We start from the raw sequence: 15,022 nt of genomic DNA, 5'->3' as shown, positions 1-15,022 counted from the left end.
GGAGAAAAATCATGTCCAATCGTGTTGGCTTTTATCCGGGCTCTTTTGATCCAATTACAAATGGCCACTTGGATGTTATTGAACGTGCATGTCGTTTGGTCGACAAACTAATTGTCGGCGTCGGCATTCACCACGCTAAAGCACCGCTGACCACACCCGAACAGCGATTTGAGTTGTTGCAGCAAACAACAGCTACCATCGCTGCGCGAACCGACACTGAGCTTGAGCTGGTGACGTTCGACAATTTGATGGTGCAGGCCGCGCGCGATGTTGGCGCGAACATCATTATTCGTGGGCTTCGTGATACAACAGACTACAATTATGAAATGCAAATGGTGGGCATGAATGCTCAGATGGCACCAGATCAGCAAACGGTGTTCGTGCCATCCAGTCCGCATGTGCGGCATATTTCTGCCACTTTGGTGCGCCAAATCGCCCAAATGGATGGTGACATTTCAGCATTTGTACCCCCTGCAGTTCTCAAATTATTGGCGGAAAAATGAGCGAAGCTCCTAAATCGAATAACCTTTTTGTTTCTTTATTGATTGTCGCTCTACTCGGCGTCGTTGGCTATATGTTGTTCGTCAACTTTCAACCAGCAAACAAAGTCACTTCGGAAGAAGTCCAAGCCATAAAGCAGGGCACAGTTCCGCCCGCTGCATGCGTAACCCCGACTGCGCCCGCAGGGATTGAGACAGTTCAGATGGAATTGGCGCTCAAGACCGGCAATGTTTTGCTTGAGCTACGCCCAGATCTTGCGCCAAATCATGTTGAGCGTCTCACAACGCTGGCTGCAGACGGATTTTACGACAATATCGTATTCCACCGTGTGATTGAGGGCTTCATGGCCCAAACGGGTGATCCGACCGGCACCGGCATGGGCGGCTCCGAACTGCCTGATCTTGTGGCAGAATTTACGGACACACCTTATCAATGTGGCACAATCGGCATGGCCAGAAGCCAAAATCCAGATTCTGCGAACTCACAATTCTTCATCACGTTTGAAGATGCGAGATTTCTTGATGGCCAATATACTGTGCTTGGCTTTGTTAAAGAAGGCATGGAACACATCCACACGATCAAAAAGGGTGTAGGGCAAAGTGGTCAGGTTCAAGATCCAGATAAGATTGTTTCCCTAAAGGTCTTGGCGGCTCAATAAATTCAAATCGAAATTACCGTGTCGCTAAGCCATATAGGGGCTAGCGCTGGGCTGTGATGCCGTATAAGTAGGCGGCAACAAAGGAGAATTACTATGGTTGAAATTAAAGACCGCGAAAACACATTGTTGCTTGAAACTTCAAAAGGCAGCGTTGTGATTGAAATGTACCCAGATGTTGCACCAAAACATGTGGAGCGCATTAAAGAACTTGCGCGTGAAAATTTCTATGACGGTATTGTATTTCACCGTGTGATTGACGGTTTTATGGCTCAAGTTGGTTGCCCACTAGGCACCGGCACAGGTGGTTCAGACAAGCCAGACCTCGCTCAAGAATTCAGTGATACACCTCACGTGCGCGGCGTTTGCTCCATGGCACGCACAATGGACCCAGATTCAGCAAATTCACAATTCTTCATCTGCTTTGGCGATGCTGGTTTCCTTGACAACCAATACACGGTTTGGGGCAAAGTGATTGACGGTATGGAAGCTGTGGATGCGCTTAAACGGGGTGAGCCTGTTGTTGAGCCAGATAGCATTCTTTCTATGCGCGTCGCAGCAGACTAAGTTGCAACACTAAGGCTTTTCTAACATGCGCGTTGATCAGTTCGATTTTGAACTGCCGGCTGAGCGCGTGGCATTGCATCCAGCTGTGCCGCGCGATAGCGCGCGCATGCTCGTCGTAGACCCGCAGAATATGACAAGCGGCAATCCGCCAGCTGATCATATTGTCACCGATTTGCTAACTTTTCTGCGTTCTGGCGACATATTGATCGCAAACAACACACGTGTTTTGCCCGCTGAATTGGTGGGCAAACGCATCCGCGGCGATGCTGTTGCAAAAGTCACGGTCAATTTGCACAAACGGGATGAGCCAGACCTTTGGCGCGCATTTGCCCGTCCTGCGAAAAAGCTCAAATTGGGCGAAGACCTGATATTTGAAACTGCTGAAATGGAACCGCTTGTTGCCACTTGTGAAGGCAAAGGCGAAAGCGGCGAAGTGTTGCTGCGTTTTGATCGGACCGGCGCTGAATTGGACGAAGCGATTAAAGCCCGTGGCGCCATGCCATTGCCGCCCTATATCAGCGCGAAACGCGATCACGACAGCCAAGACGACACCGACTATCAAACAATTTATGCCGAGCATGACGGGGCAGTTGCTGCCCCGACTGCAGGTCTTCATTTCACAGATGAATTGATGGCCAAAATCAAAGATTTGGGCGTTGACGTTGATTTTGTCACCCTTCACGTTGGCGCGGGTACATTTTTGCCCGTCAAAGTAGAAGACACAAATGACCATCAAATGCATGCTGAATGGGGCGAACTCAGCGAAGAAACGGTCGAAAAAATCAAAAAATGCCGCGCAAATGGCGGGCGGTTGGTTGCGGTTGGTACGACGAGCATGCGGGTTTTGGAAACAGCATCCGCGTCCGGCGAATTGCAGTCTTTTTGCGGCGAAACGGATATTTTTATCACGCCCGGCTACAAGTTTAACGCTGTTGATATGTTGATGACGAATTTCCATTTGCCAAAATCCACTCTATTTATGCTCGTTAGCGCATTTTCTGGTTTTGAAAATATGCGCCGCGCTTACGCCCATGCAATCCAAAACGAATATCGGTTTTATTCGTTTGGCGACGCTTCACTTCTGTTTCGGGAACAAAGATGAACAAAAACGAATTCGGCTTTGAACTCAAAAACACCGACAATGGCGCAAGATTGGGCAAGATCTCCACACCGCGCGGCGACATTCGCACGCCCGCGTTTATGCCAGTTGGGACCGCTGCAACAGTAAAAGGCATGTATCCTGAACAGGTTGAGGCACTGGGCGCGGATATCATTTTGGGCAACACCTACCACCTTATGCTGCGCCCAGGTGCAGAACGTATGGCCAAATTGGGTGGACTGCACAATTTCGCGCAATGGCAAAAACCGATCCTGACCGATAGTGGCGGGTTTCAGGTTATGTCTTTGGCAAAACTGCGTAAGCTTGACGAGAATGGCGTATCATTCAGATCCCATATTGATGGGTCGAAGCATTTGCTGACGCCGGAACGTTCTATTGAAATTCAAACCCTTTTGGGTTCGGATATTCAAATGCAACTGGACGAGTGCGTAGCGCTGCCTGCTGAAGCCGAAGAAATCAAACGCGCCATGGAAATGTCCGTCCGGTGGGCCGAGCGTTCCAAAACCGCTTTTGGTACACAACCGGGCCATGCGTTGTTCGGCATTGTGCAAGGCGGTGACATCGAATCTCTGCGTCTTCAATCAGCAAAACAACTGACAGAAATCGGTTTTCATGGCTACGCCGTTGGCGGGCTAGCGGTGGGCGAACCTCAAGAAACGATGTTTGAGGTGCTTGATTACACGACTCCTGCACTACCGGCAGACAAACCTCGATATTTGATGGGCGTGGGCAAACCAGATGATCTGCTTGGCGCGGTAAAGCGCGGCATCGACATGTTCGACTGTGTGCATCCAACGCGTGCCGGGCGGCACGGACATGCTTATACACGTTACGGCGTTATCAATTTAAAGAACGCACGACACAAAGAAGATTCGCGTCCGCTTGATGAGGAATCTCCGAATGAAAACTGTCGTCGTTTTCAGCGTGCCTATTTGAATCATTTGCTAAAAGCGAACGAAATGTTGGGTGCCATGCTTTTAAGCCAGATAAATCTGGCTTATTACCAATCCCTGATGCAGCGCGCGCGCGCCGCCATTGCCGAAAATAGATATGACGATTACGTTGCTGAAACCCGCGCCGGTTGGGAAAAAGGCGACATCGAACCATTAGGATAGTTCAAAATATGTCAAAGAACGTTGCAGAAAATCTCGCGGACTTAGTACCTGATTTTAACCGGGTTAAAGACCAACATATGCGAGACTTGTTCCGCAACGACCCGCAACGTTTCGACAAATTTTCACTTTCCGCCGCCGGCTTGTTTCTAGACTATTCAAAAAATAGAATGGACGAGGGCGTTCTGGGGGCATTGTTTGACTTGGCCCGTAAGTCCGATGTGGAAGCCCTACGTGATCGCATGTGGACCGGGGAGCACATCAACAGCACTGAAGATCGAGCCGTTATGCATATGGCCCTGCGTCATCAAGGTGTCGATGATCTCGTGGTCGACGGTGAGGACATTTCAAATCCAATTCGTAACGTCCTTTCTGCAATGCGCATTTTTTGCACGAAGGTCCGATCGGGCGAAATTGCTGGCTCAACGGGCAAAAAGATCACTGACATTGTAAACATTGGTATCGGCGGATCGGACTTAGGCCCTGCAATGGTGGCTCGAGCGCTTTCTCCATATGTTTCTGAAATAACACCACATTTCGTATCTAACGTGGATGGTGCAAATTTGGCCGATGCGGTGGCGACGCTGGATCCTGAAACAACATTATTCATTGTCGCTTCAAAAACATTTACCACAGACGAAACAATGACCAACGCAAATTCGGCCCGAAAATGGCTCGCGGATGCCATTGGTGACGATGCTGTTGGTGACCATTTTGCTGCTGTTTCAACGAATCTTGAAGGCTGCGCGGCGTTTGGCATTAAAAGCGACCGAATTTTTGGCTTTTGGGACTGGGTTGGTGGCCGCTACTCAGTTTGGAGCGCGATTGGATTACCCATTATGTTGGCAATTGGGGCGGACAATTTTGACCAGTTTTTGGCCGGTGCGGCTGAGATGGACCAGCATTTCCTAAACGCACCGATTGAAGAGAATATGCCATTTATCACCGCGTTGCTTGGCGTGTGGTATCGCAATATGTTTGGATTTTCGACCCACGCCGTATTGCCATATGACCAGCGCATGGGCCGATTTGCGGCTTATCTACAGCAGCAAGATATGGAAAGTAATGGCAAGTCAGTGCAGCGTGACGGCACCGCGGTATCTTATAGTACTGGTCCAATCGTTTGGGGCGAGCCGGGCACCAACGGGCAACACGCATTTTACCAGCTAATCCATCAAGGAACGGATGTTATTCCCGTCGACTTTTTGATGGCGGCCAACGCGCATGAAACATTGCCACTGCATCATGAGAAATTGGCGGCCAACTGTTTCGCCCAATCTGAAGCCTTGATGTTGGGCAAAACCAAAGAGCAAGTGGTCGAGGAGTTGCAAAATTCAGGCAAAAACCAGAAAGAGATCGAAGAGCTTGCGCCGCACAAAGTTTTTTCCGGAAATCGGCCGTCCAACACAATTTTGTACGACAAGTTGGACCCCAAAACCCTTGGCAGTTTGATCGCCCTTTATGAGCATAAAGTTTTTGTGCAAGGTGCAATTTGGAATGTAAACTCATTTGACCAATGGGGCGTGGAACTTGGTAAGCAACTGGCAGTTGCTTTGCTGCCAAAAGTGACAGGTAAGCAAAGTGCCAACGCTCATGACAGCTCAACAAATGGCTTGGTTCAGCGTTTTTTGGCCAGCCGAAAGGGCTAAAGCGAATTCAAGAAGTCGAGCAATTGTTTTCGTTCGTTAGCGGATAACGAGCGAAACAGTTCTCGACTATTTGTGGCTTCGCCACCATGCCACATAATAGCTTCAAGCAAATTGCGGGCGCGACCATCGTGAAGGTAATTCTGGTTGCCGTTGACTTCTTTGGTGTATCCAAGCCCCCAAAGTGGCGGGGTGCGCCACTCTCGTCCTAATTCATGGTCGCCAAATCGTCGGTCCGCGAGCCCATCGCCCATATCGTGTAGCAACAGGTCAGTAAACGCCTTGGTTGAGGATTGGCTGATGGCCAAATCCGGAATGTGACAGCTGTTGCATTTTAGTTTGCTAAACAAACTTTCTCCCGCAATTACACTTGCATCGCTGACGTTTCGACGCTCTGGGACATGCAGGCTCGCGCTATAAAATGCCAACATGCGCGTTTCATTTATATCAAGTTCAGTCTGTTTGTTCTCTGGTTGCTTCAAACTTGCTTGCAAGCATCTTGGTTGCTTAGGCGTGCAATCGCCAGCATAAGCAGGGAACATCGGGGTCGACAGACCCATATCGGTACTGGCGGCTTTCGCTGTTTGGTCAAATATTGTCGCCGCGTTAGCTTTCCAGCCAAAGCGTCCAACGCGGCCGTCACCTAGGCGACGAACACGCCCAGATATGCCATCTCCATCCAAATCTTCGGGGTCCGCATTTCTTTCAAGTTCTTCAACAGGTACAGCCTCCAAATAACCAAGACCGATCAATTGTTGGGGCAGGCGGCCTGATAGTCTGCTGTTTGTGCCTAACGCATCATATTGCGGGTTTGAGAGCTCAAAGTTTGGGGTTCTAAGAATAACACTAGCTCCATCATCCAACATCTCTGTCATTTCATCAAAATGGACGATCACGTTCCCCTCATGCGGAGACCCGGTTCCGTTTTGCTGGATTTGTTGCCCGTAAATTGGATCTGGTTGCACCCCTTGGTTTGCCGAAGGCTGCCCCACTCCAATCACGTAGGATGAAGAATATTGGTCGACTTCCGGAATTCGACCGCGCCCATCACGCACATGGCAGGCGGCGCACGCGTTGGCGCTGAACAGCGGGCCTAGCCCGCTTTGTGTCCCATCAGCATGTTCTCTTGTTTGCCATTCATGATGAAACAGGCCTTGGCCATAATTGAATTTTGCGAGGTCGGCCGAGTTCAACTCTTTATTGGCCAGCGAGAATGCTGTCGGACCAAAGGGCACCAATTGCTCGCCAACAATGTGCGTGGTGAAAACCAGCGAAAAGCCGACAAATAGGATGCTCAGTCGAATGCTCATTTCTCCACAATAGCAGAAATTTGCCCTGCCGTAGCCCAATCTTATCCTTGTGTTGGGTTGTGCCACTGCTACAGTGACATCTCACACCTACTCTTATACTTAGAGAAACATATGTCGAAAGATAACTTAGCCATCGTTCTGCGTGTGGCCTCAGGTCTGCTTTTTGCGGGGATGATTGTCTGCGTTAAACTTGCCACTTCAAATGCGCCGACGGGACAAATTGTTTTCTACAGGAGTGCATTTGCGCTGTTTCCTCTGGTGGCGTTTCTTGTTGTAACCAAAGAATTTCCGTCTGGGCTTTACACCAAGAAGCCGGTGGCGCATTTGCTGCGATGTCTAACCGGCTGTGTCGCCATGTTTTGTAGTTTCGCAACCTTGAGCTATCTACCGGTAGCTGAGGCGACAATCCTGTCTTACCTGTCCCCGGTTTTGGTTGCAATTTTGGCAGGCGTTTTCCTAAAAGAAGATGTGACAATGGTGCGATGGATTGGCATTGGCTGCGGCATCGTTGGCACGCTTGTGCTCATAGTGCCCCAGCTTAGTGGGGAAATCACTGACGGATATGCAACCGGCGTGATGCTGGGCATTGTCACCTCAATTTTGACCGCCTTTGCGATCATTCAAATCCGCAATCTCACCAAAACAGAGAATGCAGGCGCAATTGCATTTTACTTTGCCCTTGTTTGCGCTGTCGCTGGCCTGGCAACCGCGCCATTTGGCTGGGTGCAAACTTCTCCCGAAGAAATTGCAATATTGATCAGCGCCGGCGTTTTTGGCGGTTTTGCCCACATTGCGATTACCTTGAGTTTTAAATATGCAGAAGCGTCCAAGCTTGCGCCATTCGATTATCTTTCCTTGGTCTGGGCAGTTGGTGCGGGATTGTTGGTATTTAATGAGCTGCCGGGCAAAAGCTTTTACTTCGCGCTTCCCTTCATTTTGGGTGGGGCAATGTTGGTCGCATTTAGAGAGAGTTTTCGGCGGGATATGCCACGGTGATGTAGGTCTTGTGATTTTATCAACTATTGCCGCTTTTGCAGCGTAAGAACTTGACCTTATTAGACGTGATGTACAAAATAGACAAAAGGTCTATAGGCGGAATGCATGCACATCTTGAATAAAGAACAAATTGCCAGCCATTGCGATTTTTCGGCGCTAGCAAAAGCGATTGAACAGTCCTACATGGCAGTATCAAAGGGCGAAGCGACGATACCACCAGTTGGGTATCTACCAATCAAGAATCAGGATGCCGACTGCCACATCAAGTTTGGCCATTTGCATGCCGATAAGATTTTTTTGGTAAAAATCGCCACAGGGTTCTACGACAATCCCAGCAAAGGATTGCCATCCAGCAATGGTATGATGGTGGCATTTTCGGCAGAATCGGGCGAACCGGTTGCCATTTTGCAAGACGAGGGTTATCTGACTGATCAACGAACCGCCATTGGTGCTGCAATTGCGACCAAGGCGCTTGCAAACGCGGATGCGCACAAACTATTGGTGCTTGGGGCGGGCATTCAGGCAGAACAGCAAATTATCGCCCATCATGAACATCTTCATGGACGCAACCTTGAAGTTGTGCTTTGGGCGCGTAATGCTAAGAAAGCCGCGGCTCTTTGTAGAAAGCTTCAATCCCACGACATTTCTGTCACACCAACACAAAATCTGGAACAGGCGTGCTGCGATGCTGAGATCATTTTGACCACAACACCAAGCCGGGCGGCGCTTATTCAAAGTGGCTGGGTGCGCGAAGGCACTCACATCACGGCGTCGGGCGCTGACGCTCCCGGTAAATTTGAATTGGACCCTCGACTTGTTGCACGCGCCGATTTACGCGTTGCTGATCAAGTCAGCCAGTGTTTGGATCATGGTGAGTTTTCAAGTGCATACGTGAAAGGCCTAATCGGCGAGGAAGACTGCGTAGAACTCGGAAATATCTTGGCCAATCCAAGTTTAGGTCGTCAATCGTCGCAGCAAATCTCAATTGCTGATCTGACAGGATTAGCGAGCCAAGATATTGCAGCGGCGCGAACCGTTTTGGAAGCGTCGGGAACGATATAATGCGCGTCTACTCTGCCTTTAGATAGCTGTAAATTGTTGCTCGCCCCAACCCGATGACCCTCGCGACATAATTGACCGAGTGCTTGGCAGAAAATGCATTTTTCGCGTTCAATGCCAATACCAATTCCCGTTTTTGTTCGCGAGACAAACGATCAATCGTGACTGACTTGTTGGCCGTCCAGGTGCTGATAAATTCGTTGATTTGCTCGTGCCAATCATTGTTGAACAAGTTGGCCGGTTTGGGCTCATTGCCAATGACACCCACAAAGTTGGTGAGCATTTGGCGGGCTTGGTCAAACTGAGATAGGTCCAAATTGATGCAGACCAGCGAAGCAGGCCTTCCGTTGGCATTTTGCATAACGATGCTGATCGATTTTATTCGTCGTCCGTCCCAGTTGAGCTTTTCGTATGGGCCGATGACCCGTACATTGGGATCAAAGTCAATTTCACTAAGATTTGACGGGTCGCCAATTTCACGCTGAGAAAAATTGTTAGCGATATAGACAACGGTTTCGCTGCTAAGGTCGTGAACAATTACTTCCGCATGCGGGGCAAGCAGCGCAGCGATTGCATCTGCGACGCCTTTGGCATTTTGCAGGTCTATATCAGTCTTCATTTGTTCCAGCCGCGCGTGAACTCGCCCAATTGCGCAAGGCCAGCTTCCAGATGAGACATCGGCGCACCAACGCCAATCCGGATATATCCATCCATTCCGTAACAGTCTCCCGGTAACAGCATAATTGAACGTTCTGAGCGCATATTGTGGACCAATTTGGTGGAATTGATGTCCATATTGTAGCGCACAAACGCCATGCCACCTGCTTGAGGCAAAAGGCATGAGTAATTTTCGCTATTTTCTTTCACCCAGCTGTCCAGCATGGCCACGTTTTTGTTCAAAATGTCTCTGCTGCGTTTTAATATCTCTTCGCGCTTCTTGGGTTGAACCACAATGTTTGCGGCAAACTCACTGACAGAACTTGTGGTGATGGAGGTATAGTCTTTGCAATGCCATGCGCGCGCGATGACGTCGGCGGGGCCGCTCAGCCAGCCAATCCGCAAGCCGGGCAGGGCCATTGCTTTGGAGAGACCGTTTGTCGAAATGCCCTTTTCGTAAAGGTCCGCAATGCTGGGGCCCTCAACACCGGTCAGCTCCGAGCCTTTATAGACCTCGTCTGCATGGACATAAATGTCATGTTCGCGCGCGATTTTCACAATCTCGTTCAACGTTTCCTCTGGCAACACACTGCCGGTCGGGTTGTTGGGGGAGCAATAGGTGATCATTTTGGTGTTGGAGGTGACGGCGTTGCGCAGCTCATCAATGTCTGGCTGCCACCCCAGTTCTTCGCGCAACGGCACTTCGACAACTTTAACGTCCAGTGCTTTGGCCCATCCCCATATTTGAAGGTAATTGGGTACAACCACAACCAATTCGTCACCCGGGTTGAGCATACCCATAACCAGCAGGAAGTTCGCCTCGGCAGAGCCGTTCGTTACGATAATATTGTCTTCGTTTTTGTCTTTGTACAGATTGGCAATTGACTGGCGCAGTTCAACGCCGCCATTTGTCCAGCCATAGCCAAGGCCAACATCTAGCAATTCTTCAAGCTCTTGTTGCGAGAGCAGTTCGCGCAGCGAATAGGGATGTACACCGCTGTCGGACAGGTTAAAGTCCACTGTGTTTTCATAAAGCGATTGAATGCGCTCGATGGAAAATTCGACGATGTCCATAATTCACTCCTTTGTTTTTCAATCTATATCGAATTGTTTCTCAGAGTAAAAGTCTAAAATAGACAAAATGTATTTTGTATGATTTGGTGGCCCGATATAAAGATACAACGACATGCCCAAGAGGAACAAAAATGATCAACGAGTGCTATATTTCTGCGGCAAATTCAGTTCGGGCACGGAAACGTATTTCAACGCACATTTATGAAACACCATGTTTGCCATCTCAGGCCATGGGTGCAGAATTGGGTTGTGAGTTACATTTCAAAGCAGAAAACTTTCAGCATACAGGCTCGTTTAAATTGCGGGGCGCGCTGAGCAAATTGTCGACCATCGATGTCAGTCAACGGGTGGTGACCGCCAGTTCAGGCAATCACGGCATCGCCTCATCATACGCGGCTTCGATTTTGGGCCACAATCTTTCGGTCTATTTGCCCGTAAATGTCTCCAAACAAAAACTTGAACGTATAAAGTCCTTTGGCGTTGATGTTGTTGTTCAGGGTGATGATGCTGGGCACTCGGAAGTGATCGCGCGGGCGGCGGCTGAAGCTGATCTGGCATTGACCTACATCTCTCCCTATAATGATCCGGATGTTTTTGCAGGCCAAGGTACAATTGGGCTCGAAATGCTTGAGCAAGTGCCCCAAGTGGACAATGTTTTCATTTCACTGGGCGGCGGCGGCTTGGTTAGCGGCATCGGATCTGTATTAAAAACTTTTGGCACCGGGGTGAATGTGATTGGTGTTTCTGCGAAGAACTCGGCGGCGCTAGACGCAGCCATAAAACGTGGTGAAGTGTACGATGTGGAACACAAAGACACGCTTGCGGATGGTGTTGCTGGGGCCATGGACGTTGGCAGTCTTACTTTGCCAATCGCCACTGATGTCATCGACGAACTCATTGTATGCGATGAGGATGAGATTGCATCATGCCTGAAACTATTGGCCCGTAAAGAACACCAAATTGTTGAAGGCGCTGCTGCTTTGGCGCTTGCCGGTCTTGTGCAGAAGGCTGACAAATACAAAGATCAAACCAACATCGTGTTGCTTTGTGGCGCCAATTACGATGACTCTAAGATTTTGCCACTGATCTAGCAGGAACTCCATGACCGCAAATCTGTCGCCGACCAATTCATTTGAACTAAAAATCTTAGAAAATGGAAAAGTCCTCTTGTTCTTGATGGCGACAGAGGCGGAATATCTGCAAGAACTAAAAAAACTGATCAAGCCAGCCATCATCGGCGTCGGACCGGTCGAAGCGGCGCTGAACGCCACGAAGATACTAACTGAAGTCGAGCGCAAGCCTGACTTCGTGATTTTGTTGGGATCGTCAGGATCAGCCACGTTGCACCAAGGCGCAGTCTACCAAGCAAGTTCAGCTTCCTATCGCGATATGGATGCTACTGCCTTGGGTTTTGCAAAGGGGCAAACTCCATTTCTGGATCAACCAATCGAACTAAAACTAGATCCGCAGGTTCCTGCCATTCCGTCAGCATCTCTTTCTACCGGGGCAGACATCATCCTCACGGATCAATTTGATGCGATTGGTGCGGATATGGTGGATATGGAATCCTATGCAGTGAAGCGGGTTTGTCAGGTGTTTGACGTGCCGTTGATTGCTCTGCGCGGCATCAGCGATGGTCCTGAAGAAATGAAACAATATGATGATTGGACGAAGCTGTTGCCAATTGTAGATGCAAACCTAGCGACAGCTGCAAAAGAAGTTATTTCACATTTGGAGCATTAGCGCGAACACGCGGCACACCGACTGCGTTGGGCAAAAATTCGTCTCTAAATGTTTTGAAATGCGTGGGAGGCAAATGGTGTGCCCGGACAGATTCGAACTGTCGACCGTCCGATTAAAAGTCGGATGCTCTACCAGCTGAGCTACGGGCACACATTGTTCATTTGCGAACAGCGCGGACAATAGTTTTATTGGCTGCTAAGTCAATAAGAAAAATCCAACTTTCGCAATTTTTCTTTTCGGGGCGATTATCAGTTAAGTTCAACGCCACCAAAACCGCTCGTTTCGCAGCTTAATCCCGCCTTAGAAATTTGTAAACAAAGAGAAATTGCCTCCGACATGTTTGAAATAGGACCGGCAATAATCCGTGTTTTTTCAGAATCAGTGGTTAGCGACAATGTTCTAGGCGATAATCCAATCAGCAGGGTGCCGACTTTTGTTTTATAATGCTCCCAAAACAGGGAAGCACTCTCCGGCGCGATTTCTGAGCCGATGAGTAATCCGAATTCGGTGGAACTCAGCATCACATCCGGCATTTTTTCAACCGGTTCGGGCACTATTTCGTCAACCAAATCGGGGATCACTTGCTGAAAGGTTGTCGCTGCCTCTTCTGCCAATGGACGGCCGTCAAACAAGTCTGAACGAGAAACTTTTACGTTCTCATCCATCTGAATGATTTCTTCGCCATTTGCCTCGTTAATTGAGGCGGTGATGAGCGAACGATCAATATTGGCGTCAGCCGGCAGTGCTTCGAGCAACATTGGAATGCTGGATTCTAATGCACGAACACGGCGGGAAAATTTCGTGCCACTTTCTTCGCCCAATGTCATGCGCGTTCCCGTAATCTGGGATTCACGTTTCATGGTTGCAAATTCAAGCCGGATCGTGGTGAGCTCAGCTTGCAGCTGGTTAATGGTGCCAGAATTCTGACGTGTCTCGCGCAAACCGCTCAAAAAACCAGATGGCAAGAAACTGACAACACTGGACAGGACGAGCATTGCTGTGAACGAACACACTGCAATAATGCCCCAAATCTTTACGTCGTCTTGTTCAAATCGATTGATTTCAACTACGGCCAATGTCGTCTCCCACAATCCGTTTCACGATGCTGCGAATCGTCGTTTAGTAAAAATGATTATTGCACAACTTGAAAAAATGGTTCATCCCGAGCCTAGGTGTTTTCATTTTGCCAACACATTCTTGCAATAACAGGCTGACAAATACTTAAATTGGAACGGATTCCGTCAATGACTGCAATTTTGACAATCGTGCTTGCCGCAGGAGAGGGCAAGCGAATGAAGTCCTCAACACCCAAAGTTCTTCATAAAATTGGCGGGTTACCGATGATCGGGCACACTGTCAAAACGTGCAAAACGGCAGGTGCAGACCAGATAGCAGTTGTGATTGGCCCTAAACACCATCAAATCCAAGATTTGCTGATTTCTATAGACCCCAGCATTGGCGTGGTCACACAATCTGAACAGTTGGGTACAGGACATGCGGCCAAACAGGCGCAGTCTTATTGGGCGCAATTTGATGGCTATGTGTTTGTATTGTTCGCTGACAATCCAATGATTCAACCTGAAACCATCGAAAATGCCAAACAAGTTTTGGATCAGGGTGCAGACCTTGTTGTTGTTGGATATGAACCAGCGTCACCTAAAGGCTATGGCCGCCTCATCATGCAAGGTGATGAGTTGCTTGAAATTGTTGAAGATAAAGACTGCACCGCTGAACAAAAGAAAATCGGTTTTTGCAATTCTGGCATTATGGGGTTCAAGGCAGAATGCTTGCGTGGTGTAATCGACAAAATCGAAAATCAGAATGCGCAGAACGAGTTCTACTTGACTGACGCCGTTGGTATCGCAAGGGCGCAGGGGTGGTCAGTCAAAACATCTACCAGTCCTGAACATGAAGTCTTGGGCGTGAACGACCGCGTGCAGTTGGCGCAGGCCGAACAGAGTTTTCAAAGCCGCATGCGCAAGAACGCAATGTTAAACGGTGTAACGCTGGCCGCGCCGGAAACGGTGTTCTTCGCCCACGATACAATTATTGAAGGTGACGTGATAGTTGAGCCAAACGTGGTCTTCGGACCCGGTGTGCATGTGAAATCGAACGCAACGATCCACGCTTTCAGCCATTTGGAAGGCGCAACGGTTGGTGAGGGCGCTCAAATTGGCCCCTATGCACGCTTGAGACCTGGCACAAACATGGCAGCCAAAAGCAAAGCTGGAAATTTCGTCGAAGTTAAAAAATCTGATATTGGCGAAGGCGCCAAAATCAATCATCTTTCCTATATTGGGGATGCACAAGTGGGTGCAGGCACCAATATCGGGGCAGGCACCATCACCTGCAATTATGATGGAAAAAACAAATATAAAACAACCATCGGAGCAAATAGCTTCATCGGATCAAACAGTGCACTTGTTGCACCGGTTACGATTGCTGATGGCGCATATATTGCTTCGGGAAGTGTTGTTACTCACAATGTAGAAAAAGATGCCCTGGCCATTGGCCGCTCAAGACAGACAAACAAGGCTGGCTATGCGAACGAAATTCGTCGCCGCTGGACTAAAGAATAGAGC

15 protein-coding genes and 1 tRNA gene are annotated in these 15,022 nt (G+C 49.0%); 11 read left to right on the top strand and 5 right to left on the bottom strand.

Annotated features, from left to right (window positions below; all coding sequences use genetic code 11):
- Positions 1–11 precede the first annotated feature (11 nt).
- The 6 genes from coaD to pgi all read left to right on the top strand — a co-directional run bounded on the left by coaD (position 12) and on the right by pgi (position 5,604).
- The gene (gene coaD, locus AC2D8L_RS05140) at positions 12–503 is read left to right on the top strand and encodes a pantetheine-phosphate adenylyltransferase (RefSeq protein WP_484684367.1); all 492 of its coding nucleotides are present in this window, start codon (positions 12–14) and stop codon (positions 501–503) included.
- Complete coding sequence (locus tag AC2D8L_RS05135; RefSeq protein ID WP_484684366.1) at positions 500–1,159, top strand: peptidylprolyl isomerase; 660 nt, start codon at positions 500–502, stop codon at positions 1,157–1,159. Before coaD ends, AC2D8L_RS05135 begins: the two co-directional genes overlap by 4 nt.
- Before the next feature lie 93 nt (positions 1,160–1,252).
- Positions 1,253–1,723, top strand: coding sequence for a peptidylprolyl isomerase (locus AC2D8L_RS05130; protein WP_484684365.1), 471 nt, complete (start codon positions 1,253–1,255; stop codon positions 1,721–1,723).
- A gap of 25 nt (positions 1,724–1,748) precedes the next feature.
- Positions 1,749–2,825, top strand: coding sequence for a tRNA preQ1(34) S-adenosylmethionine ribosyltransferase-isomerase QueA (gene queA / locus AC2D8L_RS05125; protein ID WP_484684364.1), 1,077 nt, complete (start codon positions 1,749–1,751; stop codon positions 2,823–2,825).
- On the top strand, positions 2,822–3,958 hold the full coding sequence (tgt, locus tag AC2D8L_RS05120) for a tRNA guanosine(34) transglycosylase Tgt (RefSeq protein ID WP_484684363.1): 1,137 nt from the start codon (positions 2,822–2,824) through the stop codon (positions 3,956–3,958). The genes queA and tgt overlap by 4 nt, the downstream gene beginning before the upstream one ends.
- 8 nt (positions 3,959–3,966) lie before the next feature.
- Positions 3,967–5,604: a glucose-6-phosphate isomerase gene (pgi, locus tag AC2D8L_RS05115; protein WP_484684362.1), complete on the top strand. Its 1,638-nt coding sequence runs from the start codon at positions 3,967–3,969 to the stop codon at positions 5,602–5,604.
- On the opposite strand, the gene AC2D8L_RS05110 is transcribed toward pgi, so the two are convergent.
- A complete protein-coding gene (locus tag AC2D8L_RS05110) occupies positions 5,601–6,911 on the bottom strand; it encodes a di-heme oxidoredictase family protein (RefSeq protein WP_484684361.1) in 1,311 nt (436 codons plus the stop codon). The genes pgi and AC2D8L_RS05110 overlap by 4 nt on opposite strands.
- Positions 6,912–7,022: 111 nt before the next feature.
- On the opposite strand from AC2D8L_RS05110, the gene AC2D8L_RS05105 reads away from it, so the two are divergent.
- Complete coding sequence (locus tag AC2D8L_RS05105) at positions 7,023–7,907, top strand: DMT family transporter (protein WP_484684360.1); 885 nt, start codon at positions 7,023–7,025, stop codon at positions 7,905–7,907.
- A 105-nt stretch (positions 7,908–8,012) separates the two neighbouring features.
- The gene (locus tag AC2D8L_RS05100; RefSeq protein ID WP_484684359.1) at positions 8,013–8,969 is read left to right on the top strand and encodes an ornithine cyclodeaminase family protein; all 957 of its coding nucleotides are present in this window, start codon (positions 8,013–8,015) and stop codon (positions 8,967–8,969) included.
- A gap of 7 nt (positions 8,970–8,976) precedes the next feature.
- On the opposite strand, the gene AC2D8L_RS05095 is transcribed toward AC2D8L_RS05100, so the two are convergent.
- Positions 8,977–9,585 carry a helix-turn-helix transcriptional regulator gene (locus AC2D8L_RS05095; RefSeq protein WP_484684358.1) on the bottom strand — a complete coding sequence of 203 codons (609 nt, stop codon included), beginning with the start codon at positions 9,583–9,585 and terminating at the stop codon, positions 8,977–8,979.
- Entirely contained in the window at positions 9,582–10,697 is a 1,116-nt protein-coding gene (locus tag AC2D8L_RS05090) for an aminotransferase class I/II-fold pyridoxal phosphate-dependent enzyme (RefSeq protein ID WP_484684357.1), read from the bottom strand. Before AC2D8L_RS05090 ends, AC2D8L_RS05095 begins: the two co-directional genes overlap by 4 nt.
- A gap of 131 nt (positions 10,698–10,828) precedes the next feature.
- On the opposite strand from AC2D8L_RS05090, the gene AC2D8L_RS05085 reads away from it, so the two are divergent.
- On the top strand, positions 10,829–11,788 hold the full coding sequence (locus AC2D8L_RS05085; RefSeq protein WP_484684356.1) for a pyridoxal-phosphate dependent enzyme: 960 nt from the start codon (positions 10,829–10,831) through the stop codon (positions 11,786–11,788).
- 10 nt (positions 11,789–11,798) lie between these two features.
- Positions 11,799–12,440 (top strand): 5'-methylthioadenosine/S-adenosylhomocysteine nucleosidase, encoded by a 642-nt coding sequence (locus tag AC2D8L_RS05080; protein ID WP_484684355.1) that lies wholly within the window; start codon positions 11,799–11,801, stop codon positions 12,438–12,440.
- A gap of 74 nt (positions 12,441–12,514) precedes the next feature.
- Here AC2D8L_RS05080 and AC2D8L_RS05075 read toward each other — a convergent pair.
- Positions 12,515–12,590: transfer RNA gene (locus tag AC2D8L_RS05075), tRNA-Lys, on the bottom strand.
- A 98-nt stretch (positions 12,591–12,688) separates the two neighbouring features.
- Positions 12,689–13,516: a hypothetical protein gene (locus AC2D8L_RS05070; protein ID WP_484684354.1), complete on the bottom strand. Its 828-nt coding sequence runs from the start codon at positions 13,514–13,516 to the stop codon at positions 12,689–12,691.
- A gap of 168 nt (positions 13,517–13,684) precedes the next feature.
- On the opposite strand from AC2D8L_RS05070, the gene glmU reads away from it, so the two are divergent.
- Positions 13,685–15,019 carry a bifunctional UDP-N-acetylglucosamine diphosphorylase/glucosamine-1-phosphate N-acetyltransferase GlmU gene (gene glmU / locus AC2D8L_RS05065; RefSeq protein WP_484684353.1) on the top strand — a complete coding sequence of 445 codons (1,335 nt, stop codon included), beginning with the start codon at positions 13,685–13,687 and terminating at the stop codon, positions 15,017–15,019.
- The last annotated feature ends 3 nt before the right edge of the window (positions 15,020–15,022 follow it).

The sequence above is a fragment of the Maritalea sp. YIW29 genome (assembly GCF_057219265.1).
Note: the sequence above shows the minus strand (reverse complement) of the source record. Positions and strands in the feature narration are given on the sequence as shown.

Bases quoted from the DNA above. Each gene is read 5' to 3' on its own strand.
- AC2D8L_RS05095 (WP_484684358.1), bottom strand. From the start codon at position 9,585: ATGAAGACTGATATAGACCTGCAAAATGCCAAAGGCGTCGCAGATGCA.
- AC2D8L_RS05080 (WP_484684355.1), top strand. From the start codon at position 11,799: ATGACCGCAAATCTGTCGCCGACCAATTCATTTGAACTAAAAATCTTA.
- coaD (WP_484684367.1), top strand. From the start codon at position 12: ATGTCCAATCGTGTTGGCTTTTATCCGGGCTCTTTTGATCCAATTACA.
- AC2D8L_RS05130 (WP_484684365.1), top strand. From the start codon at position 1,253: ATGGTTGAAATTAAAGACCGCGAAAACACATTGTTGCTTGAAACTTCA.
- tgt (WP_484684363.1), top strand. From the start codon at position 2,822: ATGAACAAAAACGAATTCGGCTTTGAACTCAAAAACACCGACAATGGC.
- AC2D8L_RS05135 (WP_484684366.1), top strand. From the start codon at position 500: ATGAGCGAAGCTCCTAAATCGAATAACCTTTTTGTTTCTTTATTGATT.
- AC2D8L_RS05100 (WP_484684359.1), top strand. From the start codon at position 8,013: ATGCACATCTTGAATAAAGAACAAATTGCCAGCCATTGCGATTTTTCG.
- queA (WP_484684364.1), top strand. From the start codon at position 1,749: ATGCGCGTTGATCAGTTCGATTTTGAACTGCCGGCTGAGCGCGTGGCA.
- glmU (WP_484684353.1), top strand. From the start codon at position 13,685: ATGACTGCAATTTTGACAATCGTGCTTGCCGCAGGAGAGGGCAAGCGA.
- AC2D8L_RS05105 (WP_484684360.1), top strand. From the start codon at position 7,023: ATGTCGAAAGATAACTTAGCCATCGTTCTGCGTGTGGCCTCAGGTCTG.
- pgi (WP_484684362.1), top strand. From the start codon at position 3,967: ATGTCAAAGAACGTTGCAGAAAATCTCGCGGACTTAGTACCTGATTTT.
- AC2D8L_RS05110 (WP_484684361.1), bottom strand. From the start codon at position 6,911: ATGAGCATTCGACTGAGCATCCTATTTGTCGGCTTTTCGCTGGTTTTC.
- AC2D8L_RS05090 (WP_484684357.1), bottom strand. From the start codon at position 10,697: ATGGACATCGTCGAATTTTCCATCGAGCGCATTCAATCGCTTTATGAA.
- AC2D8L_RS05085 (WP_484684356.1), top strand. From the start codon at position 10,829: ATGATCAACGAGTGCTATATTTCTGCGGCAAATTCAGTTCGGGCACGG.